Annotated in this window: 12 protein-coding genes; 5 read left to right on the top strand and 7 right to left on the bottom strand. The window is 59.9% G+C overall.

Annotation, left to right across the window (positions count from 1 at the left end; translation table 11 throughout):
• The first annotated feature begins 75 nt into the window (after positions 1-75).
• Genes FX984_RS01605 through FX984_RS01590 form a run of 4 tightly spaced genes read left to right on the top strand, consistent with a single transcriptional unit; the run spans position 76 to position 7,544 of the window.
• The gene (locus FX984_RS01605) at positions 76-1,563 is read left to right on the top strand and encodes a hypothetical protein (protein WP_146476406.1); all 1,488 of its coding nucleotides are present in this window, start codon (positions 76-78) and stop codon (positions 1,561-1,563) included.
• A gap of 49 nt (positions 1,564-1,612) precedes the next feature.
• Entirely contained in the window at positions 1,613-3,832 is a 2,220-nt protein-coding gene (locus tag FX984_RS01600) for a carbohydrate binding domain-containing protein (protein ID WP_146476407.1), read from the top strand.
• A 55-nt stretch (positions 3,833-3,887) separates the two neighbouring features.
• The gene (locus FX984_RS01595) at positions 3,888-5,690 is read left to right on the top strand and encodes a hypothetical protein (RefSeq protein WP_146476408.1); all 1,803 of its coding nucleotides are present in this window, start codon (positions 3,888-3,890) and stop codon (positions 5,688-5,690) included.
• A 60-nt stretch (positions 5,691-5,750) separates the two neighbouring features.
• Positions 5,751-7,544 (top strand): hypothetical protein, encoded by a 1,794-nt coding sequence (locus FX984_RS01590; protein WP_146476409.1) that lies wholly within the window; start codon positions 5,751-5,753, stop codon positions 7,542-7,544.
• Here FX984_RS01590 and FX984_RS01585 read toward each other — a convergent pair.
• The 3 genes from FX984_RS01585 to FX984_RS01575 form a co-directional block, all read right to left on the bottom strand.
• Positions 7,518-8,471 (bottom strand): alpha/beta fold hydrolase, encoded by a 954-nt coding sequence (locus FX984_RS01585; protein ID WP_146476410.1) that lies wholly within the window; start codon positions 8,469-8,471, stop codon positions 7,518-7,520. The genes FX984_RS01590 and FX984_RS01585 overlap by 27 nt on opposite strands.
• 82 nt (positions 8,472-8,553) lie before the next feature.
• Positions 8,554-10,806 carry an ATP-dependent DNA helicase gene (locus FX984_RS01580; protein WP_146476411.1) on the bottom strand — a complete coding sequence of 751 codons (2,253 nt, stop codon included), beginning with the start codon at positions 10,804-10,806 and terminating at the stop codon, positions 8,554-8,556.
• Positions 10,803-12,452, bottom strand: coding sequence for a VRR-NUC domain-containing protein (locus FX984_RS01575; RefSeq protein WP_146476412.1), 1,650 nt, complete (start codon positions 12,450-12,452; stop codon positions 10,803-10,805). Before FX984_RS01575 ends, FX984_RS01580 begins: the two co-directional genes overlap by 4 nt.
• 185 nt (positions 12,453-12,637) lie before the next feature.
• Here FX984_RS01575 and FX984_RS01570 point away from each other — a divergent pair, with 185 nt between their 5' ends.
• Positions 12,638-12,862 carry a YgdI/YgdR family lipoprotein gene (locus FX984_RS01570; protein WP_027605784.1) on the top strand — a complete coding sequence of 75 codons (225 nt, stop codon included), beginning with the start codon at positions 12,638-12,640 and terminating at the stop codon, positions 12,860-12,862.
• Between the two features lie 56 nt (positions 12,863-12,918).
• Here FX984_RS01570 and FX984_RS01565 read toward each other — a convergent pair whose 3' ends face one another.
• The 4 genes from FX984_RS01565 to FX984_RS01550 are packed head-to-tail and all read right to left on the bottom strand — an operon-like array spanning position 12,919 to position 18,785.
• The gene (locus FX984_RS01565) at positions 12,919-14,343 is read right to left on the bottom strand and encodes a polyurethane esterase (protein WP_146476413.1); all 1,425 of its coding nucleotides are present in this window, start codon (positions 14,341-14,343) and stop codon (positions 12,919-12,921) included.
• 40 nt (positions 14,344-14,383) lie between these two features.
• Positions 14,384-15,721 carry a TolC family outer membrane protein gene (locus FX984_RS01560; protein WP_146476414.1) on the bottom strand — a complete coding sequence of 446 codons (1,338 nt, stop codon included), beginning with the start codon at positions 15,719-15,721 and terminating at the stop codon, positions 14,384-14,386.
• 2 nt (positions 15,722-15,723) lie between these two features.
• Positions 15,724-17,037 carry an HlyD family type I secretion periplasmic adaptor subunit gene (locus FX984_RS01555; protein ID WP_146476415.1) on the bottom strand — a complete coding sequence of 438 codons (1,314 nt, stop codon included), beginning with the start codon at positions 17,035-17,037 and terminating at the stop codon, positions 15,724-15,726.
• The gene (locus tag FX984_RS01550) at positions 17,034-18,785 is read right to left on the bottom strand and encodes a type I secretion system permease/ATPase (protein WP_027605780.1); all 1,752 of its coding nucleotides are present in this window, start codon (positions 18,783-18,785) and stop codon (positions 17,034-17,036) included. Before FX984_RS01550 ends, FX984_RS01555 begins: the two co-directional genes overlap by 4 nt.
• Positions 18,786-18,832 lie beyond the last annotated feature (47 nt).

The raw sequence follows: 18,832 nt of genomic DNA, 5'->3' as shown, positions 1-18,832 counted from the left end.
CTTTAACGGCGTTTGATAGGTCCAAGCGCAGGAGCATTTCCTGTCACGCGTGACAACTTTCTATTGGAGAAAGCCATGCCTACCAAGAACAGCAAGCCCGCCACGACCAAACCCAAGAAGCCCTCGCCGGTCAAACCCAAGTTTCTTGACACGCTGCGCGTCCCTGGGATGTCCCCTGCATTTGCGGGCTATGACGGTGGTATTCCGCTCTGGTTGCTGGCCAGAGGACTGACCGTGTCGGTGGACAAGAATTGGCCCGCGAAACCCGGAGACAAGATTGAGGTGCTTTCTATAGTGGGGATGAAGGTACTTGCAGAGAAAACCCTGGAACCTGGGGAAGAAGCCCGCAGCAGCTTCTCCTTTGCCATTTCGGACAGCGACCTCCCCAATGGGGATCTGATACTGGGGTACAGGGTGTGGTACACCGGCGGCCCGTCCAATGACCTCTCTTATCCGCTGACCCTGATGGTCAAGCGAACCCTCCCGGCCGGGGAGGATCAGGACCACATCACTCCCGGCCATTCCGAACTCAATTTCAAAATATCCGATACGGAGATCAGGGAAATTCAGGCCGGGCGAGGCGTGACCCTGACCTTCGAGCCTTATCCGAATATGCATGCACTGGATCGCATTGAATGCCAGGTTGGTAGTTTTCTAGCGCCCCCTCAGCAGGTAACCGGTGTCGGCCAACAGACCGAGATAAAACTCAACCGCGATCAAATCATCTCAATCGGTAATGGCAACAGTCGGTTGGTGAGTTTCCAGGTTGTCGACGCCGTCCGCAATGTATCCACGCCCCGCTCGCGCAACATTCCGGTGCTCGTGGACGTGGGCAGCGCCAACTATGCCGCGCCTATCTTCGCAACCCAGAACTATCCAGGCTTGATCGACCTTGAGTCACTTAACGGCGAGCCCTTGCATATGCAGTTGTTCACTTATCCGGATCAGGGCCCTGTTGGCTACACGTTTTTTGCGTCTTACCAGGGCTACCCAAAACTGGGGGGTAGGGTACTGCACGATCAATACATCCCTATCGTAGCGGCCGGTCGGCCTCATGATTTTTTCGTACCTCATGACAAAGTGCGTGCCGTGGCCGGTGGCAAAGTGGAGATCAGCTTTATCCTGTTCCAAGGGCTCAATATCGTGGGTTACTCAAAAATCGCCTCTGCCGCCGTGCAGGACGCGATCATCCGATTGCAGGCGCCTATTTTTTTGCGATACCCCTCCCATGTCGTCAACCCCATCCCCACCGGTGGCGCCGCCGTCGAAATTCCTTGGTACGCATGGCGCAGGCCCACTGACAAGATCATGTTGCTTATGCGTTACGTGATACCGGGCAGCCATGACCTGATCCTCTACGACGACCTATTTACCGTGGGGCAGGTGCCTGAAGGCGTGCCCATAAGACGCCTGATTCCCTATGAAGATCTCTTGAGGTTCGACGGCACCACCCCTGAACTCTATTACGTGTATGAGCCCGAAAATATTCTGGCGCGCAGCACATCGCTAAACGAATCGTTACGCCAGGAAGTACGGATTGGTGCGCCGGGCCGTGGGAGATGAAGCGGCTGCGGTTTCTATCAGCCACACCGCCCCTCTTGGAGGCCTGACCATGTCCCGTAAAACCAGAACCCCGGCCCGCCGTCCCCGCAATGACTATGACCTGGGCCCAGTGCTGATCAGCGGTATCGAGCCCCCTCCCGAAGGGGATACCCAGTCTGACGGCGCACTGGGCGCACGACATGTGGAACATAATCTGGAGGTGCTGCTCCTGGCGTTCCCGGGGGTAGTGCTGGACACGGAGATCTACCTGATTTGGAACAACCCTGAAGCCCCGGTGGATTACCTCATCATCCAACCGGACAACGTGAATAACGGGTTTTTCAGCCTGAGGGTGAATAAAGAACAAATCCTGCCGGAGTGGGCCGAAGTCTATTGCCTGATCAAACGCCCCAGCGGCAACCGGTCTAAAACCAAACCGTTGAAGCTCAGGGTGAAACGCAGTCGCCCGGGGTACCCTGATCCGAACCCGGACGCCGACGGTAACCAGGGCCTGGTGTTTTTTCTGCCTGCCGACCTGGAAGCCGGCAGCCACGTGGATATGGCCAGGGCAAATCGCGGTGTAGTGCTCGAGATCCACCCCTGGGAAAATATGGCCGAGTGGGACACCTGCCGTATCGCCTGGGGTTCCACTCTCATCGAACACGTGGTGACGGCCAGTGAGGTGCAACGGCCATTTGAAATGTTCATTTCCCCCGAGCAGATCAAAGAGAACCCTCATTACGTGAACATGCCGGTGGCCATGCAAATCAAGGATGTGGGCGGTAACTACCCCGCTGATCCCGACTCCAAATCGAACTGGTCGGAGACACAACGAGTAGACGTCAACCTCGGGCTCTTGCGGCCACGGCCACCGTTCCTTATGCAAGCCGGAGAAACCGTTGAACTTGATGAGCTGGGTGAGGCCGCACAAGTCGTCCAGATATTCATCGATAACGACTTTTTCGAGCGCAACGACAAAATTGCATTTGAATGGGAGGGCCGAGACACTTATAACTTGCCTTTTTTCCATGGCGAGGAAAGAGACGTCAACCTTGTCAACTTCATCGAAGACTTCGACGTGCCCAACGAAATCGTCAGTGCAATCGCCGGCGGCACTGCAATTATGTACTACAACCTCTATAAGGCCAGAGATGATGTATGGTTGCCGTCAAGAAAAGTACGGGTAACGGTTAAGGGCGAGTTCATCGCCTGGCCCGCGCCGAGCATCGTAGAAGCGCCAGACGGAGAATTGAATCCAAACTCAAATGCCACGGTTAAATACCGTGCCCAACTTGGCTGGACCGCCACCACCCGCATCCGAATAGTATGGGCCGCGCACTCGGTTAATTTTACTGAAGAGTTTGTGCTGGGACCTATTCCGGACGACCGGGAACTTTCATTTACCGTTCCGAATGCACAAGTCAGGCGCTTTAATACATTGCCTGTCGAGGTGTATTACGAACGCATCGACCAGTCACCCCATCGGCAATCCCAACGTCTTCAACTGCAAGTGGGCGAGCCTACAAGGACACTGCCAGCGGTAAGGGTTGACAGCGCTTCGGGTAACTATCTGGACCCGGATAATTTTGGCACCCATTTGATGGTTACGCTCCCGCTTACCGACAGTCTGGGCGACGATGTGATCAAGTTGGATTTGGATGGAGATGTCATCAGCACCTCCGTTCAGATGAAGTTAAATAATGACCAGGCAGGGGAAACACTGGAAATCCCTATCGCACGTAACTTCATCACTGGAAACCTCGATAGATCCATAAGGCTGAAATACAGTTTGGCCCGGGCCAATGTTCCCAGGCGATTTTCCCCGATTCTCGCGTTGCGCGTAATCGCAGGCTTCGACCACCTCACCACCTTCGACAACAGCAACTTAAACGGATGGGTGCCAGGCCCTGCGGTCAATGGAGGGCGTGATATTGAGTTTAGAAAATACGCCACCAACACCGTTTTCCATAACTTTACAAACACCCCCGGGGATAAAAGTGGGGTAATCCTCAGCCAAGGATTTGCCAACTTGCTACCAGGTCATCGATACGAATTCAGTATAAAAGCCAGAAGATTCCGCGGCCTATATGTAGTCCCTTCCCTCTCCCTGGGTACCACTCAAGGCGCTGTCACAGCCCCCACCCAGCTCACCGACTTAGTAAACTGGCGAACACTTTCGGGAAGTTTCCTCGCTAACAGTTCTTATGTCGTGCTTTACATCAATAGTCATGTAGTGACTACCAGTGGTAACGACTACGAAATTGACGATATTCGCTTCAGACGCCTCTAGCCCGAACTATGCCTTTCGGTGTCTTACCCGTTGTTTCATAGAAAGGAGTCACTACATGTCCAACGTCGCCCCCCCTCCCCCTGCGCCCACCGCCGAACTAGGCGATCTTTACATCCCAAGGCTCCATCCGGCCGCGGCCGGTGATGTAGGGGTTGACGGCAACCTGGGCCTCAGGAATATCGAAACCCCGCAGGTTGTCTACGTGAAAACCAGCTCGCGCACGTCACCCGGTCAATTGCTCGAACTGTTCAGCAACGACCCTATCCTTCCCGTCGCTCACACCTTTGTCATGCCCGGGGATACCCAGCGTGAATGGCTGCCAATTCTCCTGCCGACAGCCAGTATTCGACCTCAATGGATAGACCCGTTGGTGTGCCGAATCAACGCCTCGGGCGCGTCTACCCTGCCCCTGCGCTTGCGGGTTGACCTTGCACGTCCGGGCGGCCACGACCCCGACCCTTCCAGGCCAGGACACCAGGGACTGGTCATGTATCTGCCTGACGATGTGCTGGTTAACGGCGTCAGTGAGGCCAGGGCTTTCGAGAATATTGAAATCACGCTGATGCCTTACGCCCACGCGGCTGCGGGAGACCAGGTCCTGCTGTGCTGGGGAGATCAACAGGTCACCTATTTACTCACCGAGTCAGATCTGAACCATGCGGTCAACCTGATAGTGCCTTACAGGACAGTCATGGCCGCCCGCGACGGCAGAGAACTGAACGTGAGGCTTCAGGTGCGCGGGCATACCGGTAACTTCACTGACCCGGCTGAACGCTGGTCTGCCGTCAGCAAGGTATGGGTATATGCACAACGCGATATTTTGAGAGAGCCTTACAGCGCCGAGGTTGACCCGCAAACCGGGGTCATTGACCTGGAGAAGCTGGCAGGCAAATCCGTCACGGCTTCGGTGTTTGCTTCAGCGGATTACTTCGAGACGAGAGATACCCTGGAATTTGTCTTCAGGGCTACCGATGCTCAAGGAAACACTGTCACACATCGCGAGGAACGCCCAGTGGAGCGGATCAACGCGATCTATGACTTTCCGATCCCTCCTGCGTTCATGGGCGGTCTGGCCCAGGGGCATGCCAAGCTGTATTACACCCTGCGCAAATATGTCGGTTCAACGACGATGTATTCGCAAGCTGCCTACGTGAGTGTCAAAGGTGCAACGGTTCTGTGGCCAGCGCCCTATGTGATCGACACCATGCCCTTCGCTGAAATACGTCCGGTACCGAAAGATGGGCAAGCCTACGTGCCTTACCAGGCCAGCTGGAAACCGTGGGACCTGATCACACTGGTCTGGCTCTTGCCTGACCGAGACGGCAGCGTGGAATACCGCTTCACCCGCAGTGCAGGTGAGCGCCCGGAGCACGACATCATTGAGTTCGTACTGCCCGTGGCCCAAATCAAGCGATTCGAGGGGCGCCCTTCCGAAATGCACTACGAGGTCAATGGTACTGATGGGCGGCGGCTGGGTGAGTCTGCGCGCAAAAGCCTGCTGGTGGGGAAACCGTTGGAGCCCATGGCCGCTCCGGTAGTCGACAAGGTTGCCGGCCATTACCTTGATCCGGACCTGGTGCCGGAGGGCGTCTGGGTCACCATCCCTGACCCGCCTGTCGGCCAGCATGTTCGACTGCACTGGTTTGGCCCGGTGAACCGCATTGTCATGCTGATGCATATTTCCACACCCGGTGAAGCTCGAATCAAAGTCCCGGCGAAGTATGTATCGGACAACCTCAATCGCATCGTAAAAGTCTATTGGGAGGTCAACCGTCACGGTGTTCCACAGCGCTATTCCGGTGTGGTGACGCTGCGTATTGCTCGCCGAGGCATTTTCGGATTCGAAGACGTACCGTAAGGATGATCATCACGCGGCTGCCTGATCGATTTTCAACCCCGTTCATGTGGAGGTTTCACGATGTCTCGTGCTCCTGAAAGAAAGCTTGGAAGTACAGTCGACGATAGACAATCCGAGCTGTACATCTCGAACCTGGGCATGCCTATCAAGGAGGACACCGAACCTGACAGGTGCATTGGACTGCGGCATGTCGAGCATGATCTCAAGCCGTTACTTTTCCCCAAGCACAAGTTGGCGCTGCACACAGAGATATTCTTGTACTGGAACGGCCCGACGCCAGAGGACTACCTGATTATCGACGAGAGCAATGCGAATAACCCGATGCATACCTTGACCGTGTCCAAGGAAAACATTCTGCCGGAGTGGGCTACTGCCTACTGCACCATTGAGGAGCCCGGAAACGGCCTCGTCGACACCAACCGGCTCAGGCTTCGGATCAAGCTCAACCGTCCCGGCAAAGAAGACCCGGACGCTGACAAACCGGGCCATCAAGGACTGGTGTTCTTCCTCCCCGAAGATCTCGAGGCGGGCGCAGTGATAGACCCCGAACGGGCCAGGCTTGGGGTCGTTCTTGAGGTCCAGCCCTACGAATACATGGCCGAATTCGATACCTGCACAATTGCCTGGGGTTCGCAGCCTATCAGTCATGTGGTAACCCCCAGGGAGGTCGGCAGACGGTTCCAGGTAACGGTTAATGAGAGCGTCATCCGTGCCGCCGGCAGCAACCCTTTCCTGCCCATCGCCATGCAGGTCGTTGATGCCGTGGGCAACTATCCGGTCTTCGACCCCGAATCGGACGCAAATTGGTCACCACCAACCTGGGCAAATGTGGACCTCGGTACTCGGCCACTTGAAGCACCTTTTCTTGAGCAGCCAGGAGACGTTATCGACTTGAAACGGCTCGGGGACGCGGCGCAGAAGATCAAACTGTTCCTTGATCCAACGGTGTTCAAAAAAGGCGATCGAGTACGCCTGGATTGGGAGGGGCGAGACGCAGAGAACTTTCCTGTGCCCTACAGCGAGGAAAAGACCGTCGAGCGCACCAATAGCTTTATGGAGTTCTATGTCCCGAATGAAAGAGTCAAGGCCCTGGGCGGCGGCGTCTCAATGCTGTCTTGCAGCCTTCATTCGCTGAACACCGACGATGTGCGTGTTTCGATGAAGACGCGTGTGAGCGTACGCGGGGCCGCCAGTCCCTGGCAGGCGCCCCGTGTCCAGGAATCCGCGGCTGGCTATCTGGATCCGAGTGTTCCTGAGGCGACGGTGGTCATAGTCGCTCCCGACGGATGGGCGGCGTCGACCCGGATTCGTCTGGTGTGGGTGGGTGGCTCGGTGATCTACACCCAGGAATACACACTCGGGGCGATCCCCGCGGATCGCGTCCTGGTGTTCAAGGTCGACGGCGAGCATATCGAGCGTTTCAATGCCCTGCTCACCGAGCTGTATTACGAACGCGCGGACCGGCCATCAAGCCGTGAGTCGCTGCGCTTGCAATTACAGATAGGCAAGCCTGCCAGCGCGCTGCCCCAGGCACGGGTTGAAGACAGCCGTACCGAACAGCAAGTGCTGGTGATACTGCCTTTTACCGAAACCGAACCCGGAGACGCCGTGACATTACAGTGGATTGGTGACCAATCGAGAACCACGGTACCGAACACACTGGATTCAGAAACGGCTGGCCGGGAACTGCACATTCCGATCCCAGTGAATGACCTTGAGGAGGGGGAAATCGTACGGGTGTATTACAGCCTTATACGACGAGGCCAACCCGTCCGTTATTCGAAGCTGCTTGTGTGGGTAATGGGCTACGGCGCTGGATGCCAACCATCAGTTGAACGACCGAACCCGCCCTAAAAACTCGAGCACCAGCGCATTGACCCGTTGCGCCTGCTCGTTCTGGATCCAGTGACCGCAGTTGGCCAGGCTATGCAGTTCAAGGTCAGGCACCCACTCAGGCATGCGCTTGAGCGTGTGGGCCTCAAACACCCCGACCGGATCGCGGTCGCCAATCAGGAACAGGGTCGGCTGCAACACCTGGCGGCCGGCGAGGAATTCGGTGCGCTGCCAGTTGCGCTCGAAATTACGGTACCAGTTCAACGGGCCGCGAAAGCCGTGTTCAGCGAAGGTTTGCACGTACACGTCGAGGTCTTCCTGAGTACACCAGGGCGGCAATGCATCGGGCGTTGAAGTGCCCTCAAGCAACGTGGCGGTGGCCGGTTTCTGCTGTAGAAACACATCCTGGTCCTGCATGAACAGGCGCAAGGTGCGTTCGATATCGGCATCCAATTCCTGCTCGGCTACACCCGGTTCCTGGAAATACAGGATGTAATTGAAGCGGTCGGCATACAGCTCGCGCATGATCTCGATCACCGGCCGCCGAGCACGCCCGGCGAAAGGCACGGACATCGTGATCAACCGAGTGACGCGCTCCGGCTCGAGCAACGCCAGGTGCCAGGCCACCACGGCGCCCCAGTCATGGCCGACCATCACGACCTGTTCGTGCCCGAAATGGTCCATGGCCTGCTGGATATCGCCGCACAAGGTCATCACGTCGTAGTCGGCTATCTCGGCGGGTGCGCTGGATTGGCCGTAGCCGCGCATTTCAGGGGCAAATACCCGGTAGCCTGCGGCGGCCAGCGCGGGTATCTGTTCACGCCAGGAGTGCCAGCACTCGGGAAACCCATGGAGCAGCCAGATGGGGCGGCCCTGTTCCGGCCCCGCGACATGCACCCATAGCTCAATACCGTTTACAGGGATCTTTTGCGCGGGCAGTTGGCTCATGGGCGGGGCCTTTCCTGGAGGTTTTTGCCTAGCCTGGGGGATCCGTCGTGCAAGAACCAGCATTATTGATGGCAGGAATAGCTCAATAAACCGTCCACCATCCCGGCAACAACTGGCGGACCCGCGCCTCCCCGAACCGATCATCCATCAACATCACCACACCCCGGTCGTGCTGGCTGCGGATCACCCTCCCCGCCGCCTGCACAACCTTTTGGATGCCGGGGTACAGGTAGGTGTAGTCGTACCCTGCGCCAAAAATCGCCGCCATGCGCAGTTTTATCTGCTCGTTGACCGGGTTGAGTTGCGGCAATCCCAGGGTGGCGATAAATGCGCCGATCAGGCGTGTGCCCGGCAAGTCGATGCCTTCACCGAACGCGCCGCCCAGCACGGCAAAGCCGACGCCTTGGCTGTGCTCGGTGAATTGATCGAGAAAGCCTTGGCGTTCGGCCTCGGCCATGCCCCGCGACTGTTGCCACAGCGGGATCTGCGGGTGTGTTTCGGCGAGCAGTTGCGCCACCTGTTGGAGGTAATCAAAGCTTGAAAAAAACGCCAGGTAGTTGCCCGGTTGCCGGGCGAACTGGCGGGCGATCAGCTCGACAATCGGCGCCAGGGAGGCTTGGCGATGCACGAAGCGGGTGGAGATGTCGTCGACGATGCGCACGTGCAGTTGTTCGGCCTTGAACGGCGATTCCACGTCGACCCAGGCGGTGTCCGCTGGCAATCCCAGCAGGTCGGCGTAATAGTGGCGAGGGCTCAAGGTGGCGGAAAACAACACGCTGCTGCGGGCCGCCGTCAAGCGCGGCCGGATGAATTCGGCAGGCACCACGTTGCGCAGGCACAGGGTCGAGCTGCTGCGTTTGCCGCCGAGCTGGCGCTTGCTGATGTCGAAGATAAAGTGCTCGTTGAACAGCTCGGCGACCTTGGTAAATTGCAGGGCTTCGAAGTAGAAGGCTTGCAGGTCACCGCTGAGGGCTTCGGGGTGGTCGTTGAAGTAATCGCCCAGGGCGCTGGTGCACAGGCTCAGGGCCTGAAGCAGTTTGTCCGGGCGCACGGTGTAGGCCTGGTACGGCGCGAGCTGGTCCTTGTGCAAGGCGTTCCATTCACGGTTGAGGCGCTGCAGGGGTTTCTTCAGCGGCTCGGGCGCGGTGTCGCGCAGGATCTTCAGGCTGTACTGGTCGAGGCTCGCGCTGTACATCGAACGGGCGCGTTCGACCAGATTGTGGGCTTCGTCCACCAGCACCGCAGCGCGCCATTGGTTGAGTTGGGCCAGGCCAAAGAGCATGGCGCCGAAGTCGAAATAGTAGTTGTAGTCGGCGACCACCAGGTCGGCCCAGCGCGCCATTTCCTGGCTCAGGTAATAAGGGCATACCCCGTGAGCGAGGGCGACATCGCGCAGGTTGCGCTGGTCGAGCAGGCGCACCTTGGACGCGGCGATGCGTGCGGCGGGCAGGCGGTCGTAGAAGCCTTTGGCCAACGAGCAGGCGTCGCCGTGGCAGGCTTTGTCCAGGTGTTCGCAGGCCTTGTCCCGCGCCACCAGTTCGAGAACGCGCAGGGGCAGGTCGCTGCTGGCATGCAGCACCGTGGCGGCATCGAGGGCGAGTTTGCGACCGGGGGTCTTGGCGGTAAGGAAAAACACCTTGTCCAGTTGCTGGGGCGCCAGGGCCTTGAGCAGCGGGAAGATCGTGCCGATGGTCTTGCCGATGCCCGTGGGCGCCTGGGCCATCAGGCAACGGCCGGTGCTGACAGCCTTGTACACCGACTCGGCCAGAGTGCGTTGGCCGGGGCGAAAATCGGCATGGGGAAAACGCAAGGTCTGCGCCGCAGCGTCGCGCGCTTCGCGGTGCTGCATTTCCTGGCGGGCCCAGCCGAGAAACAGTGCACATTGCTGATTGAAGAACGCTTGCAGCTCGTCCGCCTGGAAACGTTGATCGAGCAGGGTCTCGCCTTCGCCGACGATATCGAAGTACACCAGCGCCAGGTTGATTTCCGTAAGGCCCAGCTTCTGGCACATCAACCAGCCGTACACCTTGGCCTGGGCCCAATGCAGTTGCCGGTGGTTGGCGGGCTGGGCAGCCAGGTCGCCGCGATAGGTCTTCACTTCTTCCAGGCGGTTGGCGTCCGGGTCATAGCCGTCTGCCCTGCCCCGCACCTTGAGCTGCTGGTAGTCACCTTCAAGGGCCACTTCGTTCTGGTAGTGCGCGCTGCGCCGCGACGCGACGGTGCGATGGCCCGCTATGCCTTCCTGGGCGCTGGGCGACGGGGTAAAGCGCAGGTCCAGGTCGCCCACCTTGGCGGTGAACTCGCACAGCGCCCGCACGGCTACGCTGTAGCTCAAGCGGGTTGCTCCGCCCAGCGTACGTAGCAGACGGTGACGGGCATCTGGTATTCGCCGCAGAACTCCAGCCAACGCAGCTGGTTGTCCTGCAGGCGGTCGCCAGGGCCCTTGACCTCGATCATGCGATAGGTCTTCTGCGCCGGCCAGAACTGGATCAGGTCCGGCATGCCGGCGCGGTTGGCGCGGATATCCAGCAGCAGCCGTTCGAACCAGTAGCGCAGGTGTTCGGCAGGCAGGCAGGCCAAGGCTTGTTCCAGCAGGTCTTCACTGAGCAGGTTCCAGAACACAAAGGGCGACTGGATCCCCCATTTATCGAGGTAGCGTTGGCGGATGGTGGTTGTGTAGCGCCCGTCCTGCAGTTGCGCAAAACACGCGTCAAACAGGGGGACGCGGCGCGCGTGGAAGTCTTCGCTGTGCAGGTCCGCAGGCCCACGCTGGAACGGGTGGAAAAACGCCCCCGGCAGCGGTGCGAAGATCGCCTCCCAGCACAGCAGGCCGAACAACGAATTGATCAGGCCGTTCTCGACGTAGTGCACCGGTGCATCAGGTGCGCTCAGGTGAGCCTGGACACAGTACTCCACCGACATCAACGGTTCCGGTAGCGCAAGTTCCAGGTCCAGGCGCGTGACTTCGCGGGATTTGAGCGTGGGCAGCCGGGGTTCGCCCAGCTTGCGGCGCAGGCGGGGCATCACGCGCAACAGGTGTTGCTGTTCGGCGGCACTTTCCGGTGCCTGTTGCGCGACGCTTGCCAGGGCCATGGCCTGGGCGTAATCCTCCTGGCGCTCCAGCACGCGAATCAGCCGCGCGCGGGCGCCGGGGTAGGCGCAGGTGCGGTAGATCTGCTGCGCCAGGTCCAACTCGGCACTGCGCTCGCAATACTGGCCGAGCTGGAACAACAGCTTGGCCCGGCGTTTTTCCAGCCAGGGGTTGTCGGTGTTCAGCGTGGCCACTTCAGCCAGCACCTGCGCCAGCGCCTCACCGCGTTCAAACGCCTGCTGGCATTGGTGCAGGAACAGAAAACCGTGCACGTCGGCGCGACTGCGCAACCCCCGCGATTCGGCGCAGAACTCGACTTTTTCATAGGTGTAGATGCCCAGGTCGGCGAGCACGAACTCGGACCAGTCCTGGTGCAGGTTGCCGAAAAACATCAGCCGCAGGCGGTCGCATAACTCCATCACGGTGAGGCTGTACAGCGTGTCGGCGAGGTCCGGGCACCAGTCGGCGAAACGGCGCGTGTCGGTGAACTGCGCCGCCAACCCTTCCAGCCAATCGACCTTCTTGCCCTTGGGCTGGCCGATCCAGGGGGCGAAGGTGCTGAGGATCTCGCCTTTTTGCAGCAAGGCGAATAATGCTTCAAATGCCAGAAGATGGTTGTCGTCCACCCATCCCAATTCCCGCAAAGGCGCGGCAGCGGCATGGGGGCAACCGATCTCCACGTAGTGCAGCTTGCCCGCGCGAAAATGCACGCCCTTGCGCATCACCATGCGCACCAACAGCGCCTGGGAGGCTTGCGGCAACCTGTCGAATTGCTGAATGAAATGCTGTTCGTCAGGGTCGAGCAGATCGGCATAGCGTTGCCCCAGCCAATGCAGGACCTGGCGGAAGTTATGCAGGTAATAGAGCGGGTTTTCGAGGGGATTGGCCATGGTACGCATTGGTCGAATACTGGTTATGCATACAGAGTGCCGTCGTAAATGCGGTGTTGCAATCGGTAATAGATAAATGGCACACGCAACTTTTTGCATAAAAATGATCAGATGGGGAGTCGATGGCGTAACATTTGTCGCCCGCGTCCCTGGCGTGGGATTTTTCAGGGTTAAAGGTAAGGGTTATGAACATGAAGAATTTGGGGCTGCCACTGGTTGCACTCACTTTTCTGGTATTGGCCGGTTGCGCGACGCAAACCGTAGTGACGCTGCAAAATGGCACGCAGTATTTGACCAAGGACTCTCCAAAAACCAAGACGGCCGACGGGTTTTATGAGTTCACCGATATCGCCGGCAAGCGCATCCGCGTCAAAGCCGACGATGTGGCCACGGTGCGCAAGGAAGACTGATTTCCAGCGGCCCGCACTGATCAAATGTGGGAGAGGGCTCGCCCCCTCCCACCGTTTTAACCGATCACAATCCCCTCCCCCGACAAGCCAACTACCCCCACCAACGTCACCGAGTCCGCGCCAAAACTGATCACCGTATCCCCGCCCACGACCTTGGCGTGATCACGGTAATCCGCACTCCCGTCAACGTCCCTGAACACCAGCTTGTCCGTTGCTTGATAGCCGATAATCCGGTCCTGGCCAAACGGCCCGCTGAACAAAAAGGTGTTATGCCCGCTGCTGTCGCGGATTGTGTCATTGCCCTTGCCGCCCTCGATAAAGTCCGCGCCCTTGCCGCCCTGGATCAGGTCATTGCCGTCGCTGCCAATGATGTAGGTATCGCCCTTGTGCGGTTCGGCATTGCGGTTGAGGTCCTGCACCCAGGTGGTGGCGCGTGCCGGGTCGGACAGGTTGGCGACGATAATCGTCGAGTCGCGGCTCATCTGCCCATAGAACCCGGACTCGAGGATGCGCGTCATCCCGTCGCCATACCCCGTAGGCAAATGGGAGATCCAGGTCGGCAGGTTGGTGATGGAAAACGGCAGCACATTCCACAGCGTCGAAGCGTAGTGGTCGTTGAAGCTGACGATAGTGTCGGTGGTCGATTCATGGGGTTTGTCATGCACGCCCAACGACGACCAATTGAAGGATGAGCCGTCCAGCGCCCGGAATACCGGGTCGTTTTCGTAGCCGATATTCAGCACCTTGTCGCCGGCGCTCTGGGTCGGCGAGGCGTAGGCCAGGTAGTTGGCGTCCTGGTAGAAACCTGCCCATTTGCTGCTGCTCAAGTCGGCCATGCTGTTGACCGCCAGGCCGCCCAGGCTGTGGCCGCTGACCACCACGTCGTGGCCGCTGAGGCCGTGGGCACTGGCGTAGTCGGCGACGTTCTTGAGCAGGCCGCCAAAGGCTTCGCCGGCGTAGTTCTTGGCGTAATCCTTGGGCCCCAAGGCCGCGAGCAGATCGCTGACCAGATCGCCAATGGAGTCGCTGACCAGCGTTTCCCGAGGGCCCGACGTACCGCGAAAACCGATACCGATTTCCAGCAGCTTGCCGGCGTCATCGTACTTGCCCAGCACCTCGACCTGGGCAGTGGTGTATCCGGCTTTTTCGCCGAAGAACGTGCCGCGGGCGTCGACCTTGCCGGTATAGCCCAGGGTGCTGGCGCTGATGGGGGTCCAACCGGCTTGTTGCACGGCCTCCAAGGCGGCTTTCTCCGAATCCGGGTTCCAGGGAATGCCGGGAATCACGCCCTGGGAATCGGTGCTGCCCAGCAGTGCACCCACCAGCGTGGCGGGCAAACCGAGCCCCAGGCCGTTGTGCTGGTAGCCCACGGCAAAGCCGTTATCCAGGTTGTGGTAGGTATACAGCGTGATCGCCATGGCATCGGCGAACAACGCTTTGGAGCCCTCGGTCCCGAGGTTTTTATAGTCGAACACACCCATGGTATTGCCTCTCTGTTGTTGGAATTGTCGAGAAAGTCAATTAATGCGGTGCCGGCCCGAACGCCTCATCCACCTTGGCCAGGTCGGTGTCGCGCAGGTTGCCGGCGTAGTAATGCAGTTTGGTCCAGGCCATCAGGTAGTCGTAACGCGCCTGGGCCAGGTCGCGCCGCGTGCTGTAGAGCTGTTGCTCGGCGTTCAGCGCATCGAGGTTGACCCGCTCGCCACCGAGGATGCTCTGCTGGGTCGACACCACCAGCGCTTCTGCGGAGGCCAGGGCCTTTTGATAGGCGCGCAGTTTGCTCACGCCCGACAGGCACGCGCTGAACTGCCGACGCAGTTCGATCAGGGTCTCGCGGGTCTTGCCTTCCAGTTCGTACTCGGCCTGTTCCATGGCGCGGCTGGCCTGGCGGGTGGACGCAGAGATGCCGCCACCGGCATACAACGGCAGGCTCACTTCGACGCCGATCGTGTTGGTGTCGTAGCGCTGGTTGTAGGTGTTGCCGCTGTCGGACTCCTGCTGGCGCGAACTGGCATACGCAGTGACCTTGGGCAGGTGCCCGGCGCGGTTACGCTCCACTTCATAACGGGCGACTTCCAGGGCCTGGCGCTGGGACGCCAGCGTGGGGTTGTTGCTGATCGCCAGTTCATGCCAGGTGTCGTAGTTCGCTGGGGTCAAGGTGAACGCGGCGAAGCCTTCGTTCAACGGGGCGAGGTCGTCGATGTTGACGCTTTGCACACCGATCAGCGCGCCCAGTTCTCTAAGCGAGGCATCCTGTTCGTCCAGCGCCTGGATCTCTTCGGCGGTGGCCAGTTCATAGCGCGACTCGGCTTCGAAGATATCGGTGCGGGTGCCCTCGCCCTGCTGGAACAGGTGCCGGTTCTGCTGGAACTGCTGCTCGAAGGCCTTCTTCTTGGCCCGTGCGATGTCGATCTGGTCCTGGGCAAACAGCGCCTGGGTGTAATAGCTCAGCACCCGCACCAGCAGCGCCTGGCTCTTGTCGCGAAAGCTTTCATCGGCGAACAGCGCCTGGGCCACGCCCTTGCGGTAGTTGGCGTAGGCCTCATAGTCGAACAGCGGCTGTTGCAGGCTGAAGGTCGAGCCGTAGCTGTTGTAGTTGCGGTCGTCGTGGTAATTGCCGCCGCGCCCGTCGGGCAAGGTGGCCTGGGAGTTGTTGCGGCCCTTGTTGTAGTTATACGACAGCTTGGGCAGCAGGCCTGCGCGGCCGATGGTGCGGTTTTCCAGGCCGGCGTCGCGCTCCTTGATCGCGCCGAGAAACACCGGATCGTTACGCAGGGCCTGCTCGTACACATCGAACGGGCCCATGGCGGCCTGGGCATTGACGCAGGTGAACAGCAAGGCGATGAACACAGCTTTCATGTTCATTCCTCGGTCAACGCGGAGCCGGCGCGGTCGAGCAGCGGCTTGAACAGGTAATTGAGCAACGAACGCTCGCCGGTGCGCACAAACATCTCGGCGGGCATGCCCGGCTTGATCACCAGGCCGTGGAGGGTCTCCAGTGCCGCCTCGCTGACGGTGGTGCGCAGCACGTAATACGGCGCGCCGGTTTTTTCGTCGAGCATCTGGTCGGCGGAAATCAGACTGACCTCCCCCGGCACGCGTGGGGTGCGGCTCTGGTTAAAGGCGGTGAACAGAATATCGACCGGCAGGTGCGTGCCGACCTTGTCCACCAGATGCACCGGCAAATGCCCTTCCACTTCCAGGCGCGTGCCCTGGGGCACGATTTCCAGCAGGGTTTCACCGGCACGCACCACGGCGCCTTCGGTATGCACGCTGAGGTTGACCGCAATGCCGTCGGCCGGTGCGTTGATCTCGCTGTGTTGCAGATCGAAGCCGGCCGAGGTGAGCTGCTGCTCGAGGGTCAGGCTGCGCAATTGCGCGTCGGCCAACTGGCTGCGCACGTCCTTCTGGTATTCCTCACTGTGCTGCTGCAATTTCAGGCGCGATTCAAGGATGCCCTGCTCCACCCGGCCGCTTTCGCCGGTGTTCTGCGCCAGGTCCTGTTGCACCTGGGACAGCTGGCGTTGGTACTCCATCAGCCGGTTGCGCGGGATATAGCCGTTGTCGGCCAGGGGTTGCAGGTTGCTCAGTTGGTCGCGCAGGGACTGGGCCTGGGCGGTCAGGTCGCTGCGGGCGCGGCGCATGCCGTTGAGCTGCGCGGTGGCGCCCTCGATATTCGCACGGATGCCCGCCTGTTCACGGGCAAAGGCTTCGCGACGGCTGCTGAACAATTGGCGCTGGCCTTCCAGGACCAACGCCAGTGCCGGGTCGGGGTTGCTGCTCAGCTCGGCGGGAAAGGTGATAGCGGATTGATTGTCACGCTCGCTCTGCCACCGCGCGACGCTGGCCCAGGCCATGCGGTACTGCGCCTGCAGGGACTGCACGTCGGCCTGGTGCTGGGTCTGGTCGAGACGGAACAGCGGCTGGCCTTGCTTCACAAGCTCACCCTCCTTGACCAGGATCCGACTGACCACGCCGGGGCTGAAGGTTTGCACCGCCTTGCGTTTGCCCGACACCACCACCGTGCCCTGCACCGGGATGCCCTGGTCCAGGGGCGCCAGGCTGGCCCAGAGGAAAAAGCCACCGGCACCGACCATGGTCAGCAGCCAGCCCATGCGCGCAAAGAACCGGGCGTCGCGCTCTTTGAAACGTGGTTCAACAGTGATACGGCTCATGCGCCTGGATTCCTTCCGGCTTGATACTGACGGCTGAAACTCACACCGGGTTTTTCCTTCGGTGCTTCCTGCTGGCCGGACAACGCCCGCAGCACGTCCTGGCTCGGCCCGAATGCCTGCAAACGCCCTTCGTTGAGCACCAGCAATTTATCGGCCTGGGCCAAGGCCGAAGAACGATGGGTCACCAGCACCACACTGCTGCCCTGGGCCTTCATCTGCACAATGGCGCTGGCCAGCGCGGCTTCGCCGACGGTGTCGAGGTTGGAATTGGGCTCATCCAGGACGATCAAGCGCGGCCCGCCGTACAGCGCACGTGCCAGGGCTACGCGTTGTTTCTGGCCGCCGGACAGACCACCGCCGTTATCGCCGAGGACCGTGTCATAACCGTGGGGCAGGCGCAGGATCAATTCATGCACGCCGGCTTGCTGCGCAGCTTTCACTACCAACTCGGGGTCGGCCTCGCGAAAACGTGCGATGTTGTCGGCGATGCTGCCGCTGAACAGTTCGATGTCCTGGGGCAGGTAGCCGATGTGCGGGCCGAGGTCGTCGCGGTCCCAGCGGTGAATGTCCGCACCGTCCAGGCGCACGGTGCCGGCCAGGGTCGGCCACACGCCCACCAGCACGCGGGCCAGGGTGGATTTGCCGGAGCCGGAGGCACCAAGCACGCCGAGCACTTCGCCGGCGCCAAGGGTGAAGCTGACCTGATGCAAGGTGGGCATCCGCCGCCCGGGCGGCCCCGCGCTGACCTGTTCGAAGCTGACCTGGCCCTTGGGTGCGGGCAATTTCATCTGCTCCACTTCCGGCGGGAACTCGCGCAGCAGTTCGTCCAGCCGCTGATAGGCCAGCTTGGCCGAACTCCATTGTTTCCATACCGCAATCAACTGGTCGATGGGGCTGAGTACACGGCCCATCAGGATCGAGCCCGCGATCATCATCCCGGCGGTCATATCGCCCTTGATCACCAGCAGCGCGCCCAGGCCCAGCACCAGGGATTGCAGGCACAGGCGCAGGGATTTGCTCAATGAGGTGATCACCGAGCCGGTATCACTGGCTCTGTTCTGCAAACCCAGGAACTGCGAATGCACAGCAAACCAGCGGTGGCGCAACGCGCCGAGCATGCCCATGGCCTGGATGGTTTCGGCGTTGTGCAAATGGCTGGTGGCCAGCTGCGTCGACTGCTGGGAGAAGCCACTGGCCTCGCCCAATGGCTTCTTCGTCAGGTATTCGTTGAGGCACGCAAGGCCGATCAACAGCACTGCGCCGGCGGTGGCCAACACCCCGAGCCAGACGTTGAAGAGGAAAATCACCAACAGGTAGATGGGAAACCACGGCGCATCGAAGAACGCAAACAGCGCCGGCCCGGTGATGAATTGGCGGATATGGGTCAAGTCACCCAGGGATTGCCCGGCATGCCCCTGGCCGCGTTGCAGGTTGCGTTCGAACGCGGCCTTGTATACGCGCAAGTTGAAACGCCGCTCCAACTGGCTGCCGATGCGGATCACGATAAAACTGCGGATGACCTCGAGCAGGCCAATAAAGGCAAAGAAGCCCACCACCATCAGGGTCAACATCACCAGGGTGGTTTCATTCTGCGAGGAGAGCACACGGTCATACACTTGCAGCATGTAGATCGACGGCACAAGCATCAACAGGTTAATCAACGCGGTAAAACAACCGACGCTGATCAAGATGCTCTTGTATTCACCCAGCGCCTTGAATAAAGGCGCAACCGCATGGGGCCTGGCCATAGGTTCTGATCTTCCTTGAATCAAATTACGCGCATAAGTTTGCCGTC

Origin of the sequence: Pseudomonas marginalis, assembly GCF_008692035.1 — a bacterium.
In the GTDB taxonomy this organism is placed as follows: domain Bacteria; phylum Pseudomonadota; class Gammaproteobacteria; order Pseudomonadales; family Pseudomonadaceae; genus Aquipseudomonas; species Aquipseudomonas marginalis.
This window is presented reverse-complemented; position numbering and strand designations above follow the sequence as displayed.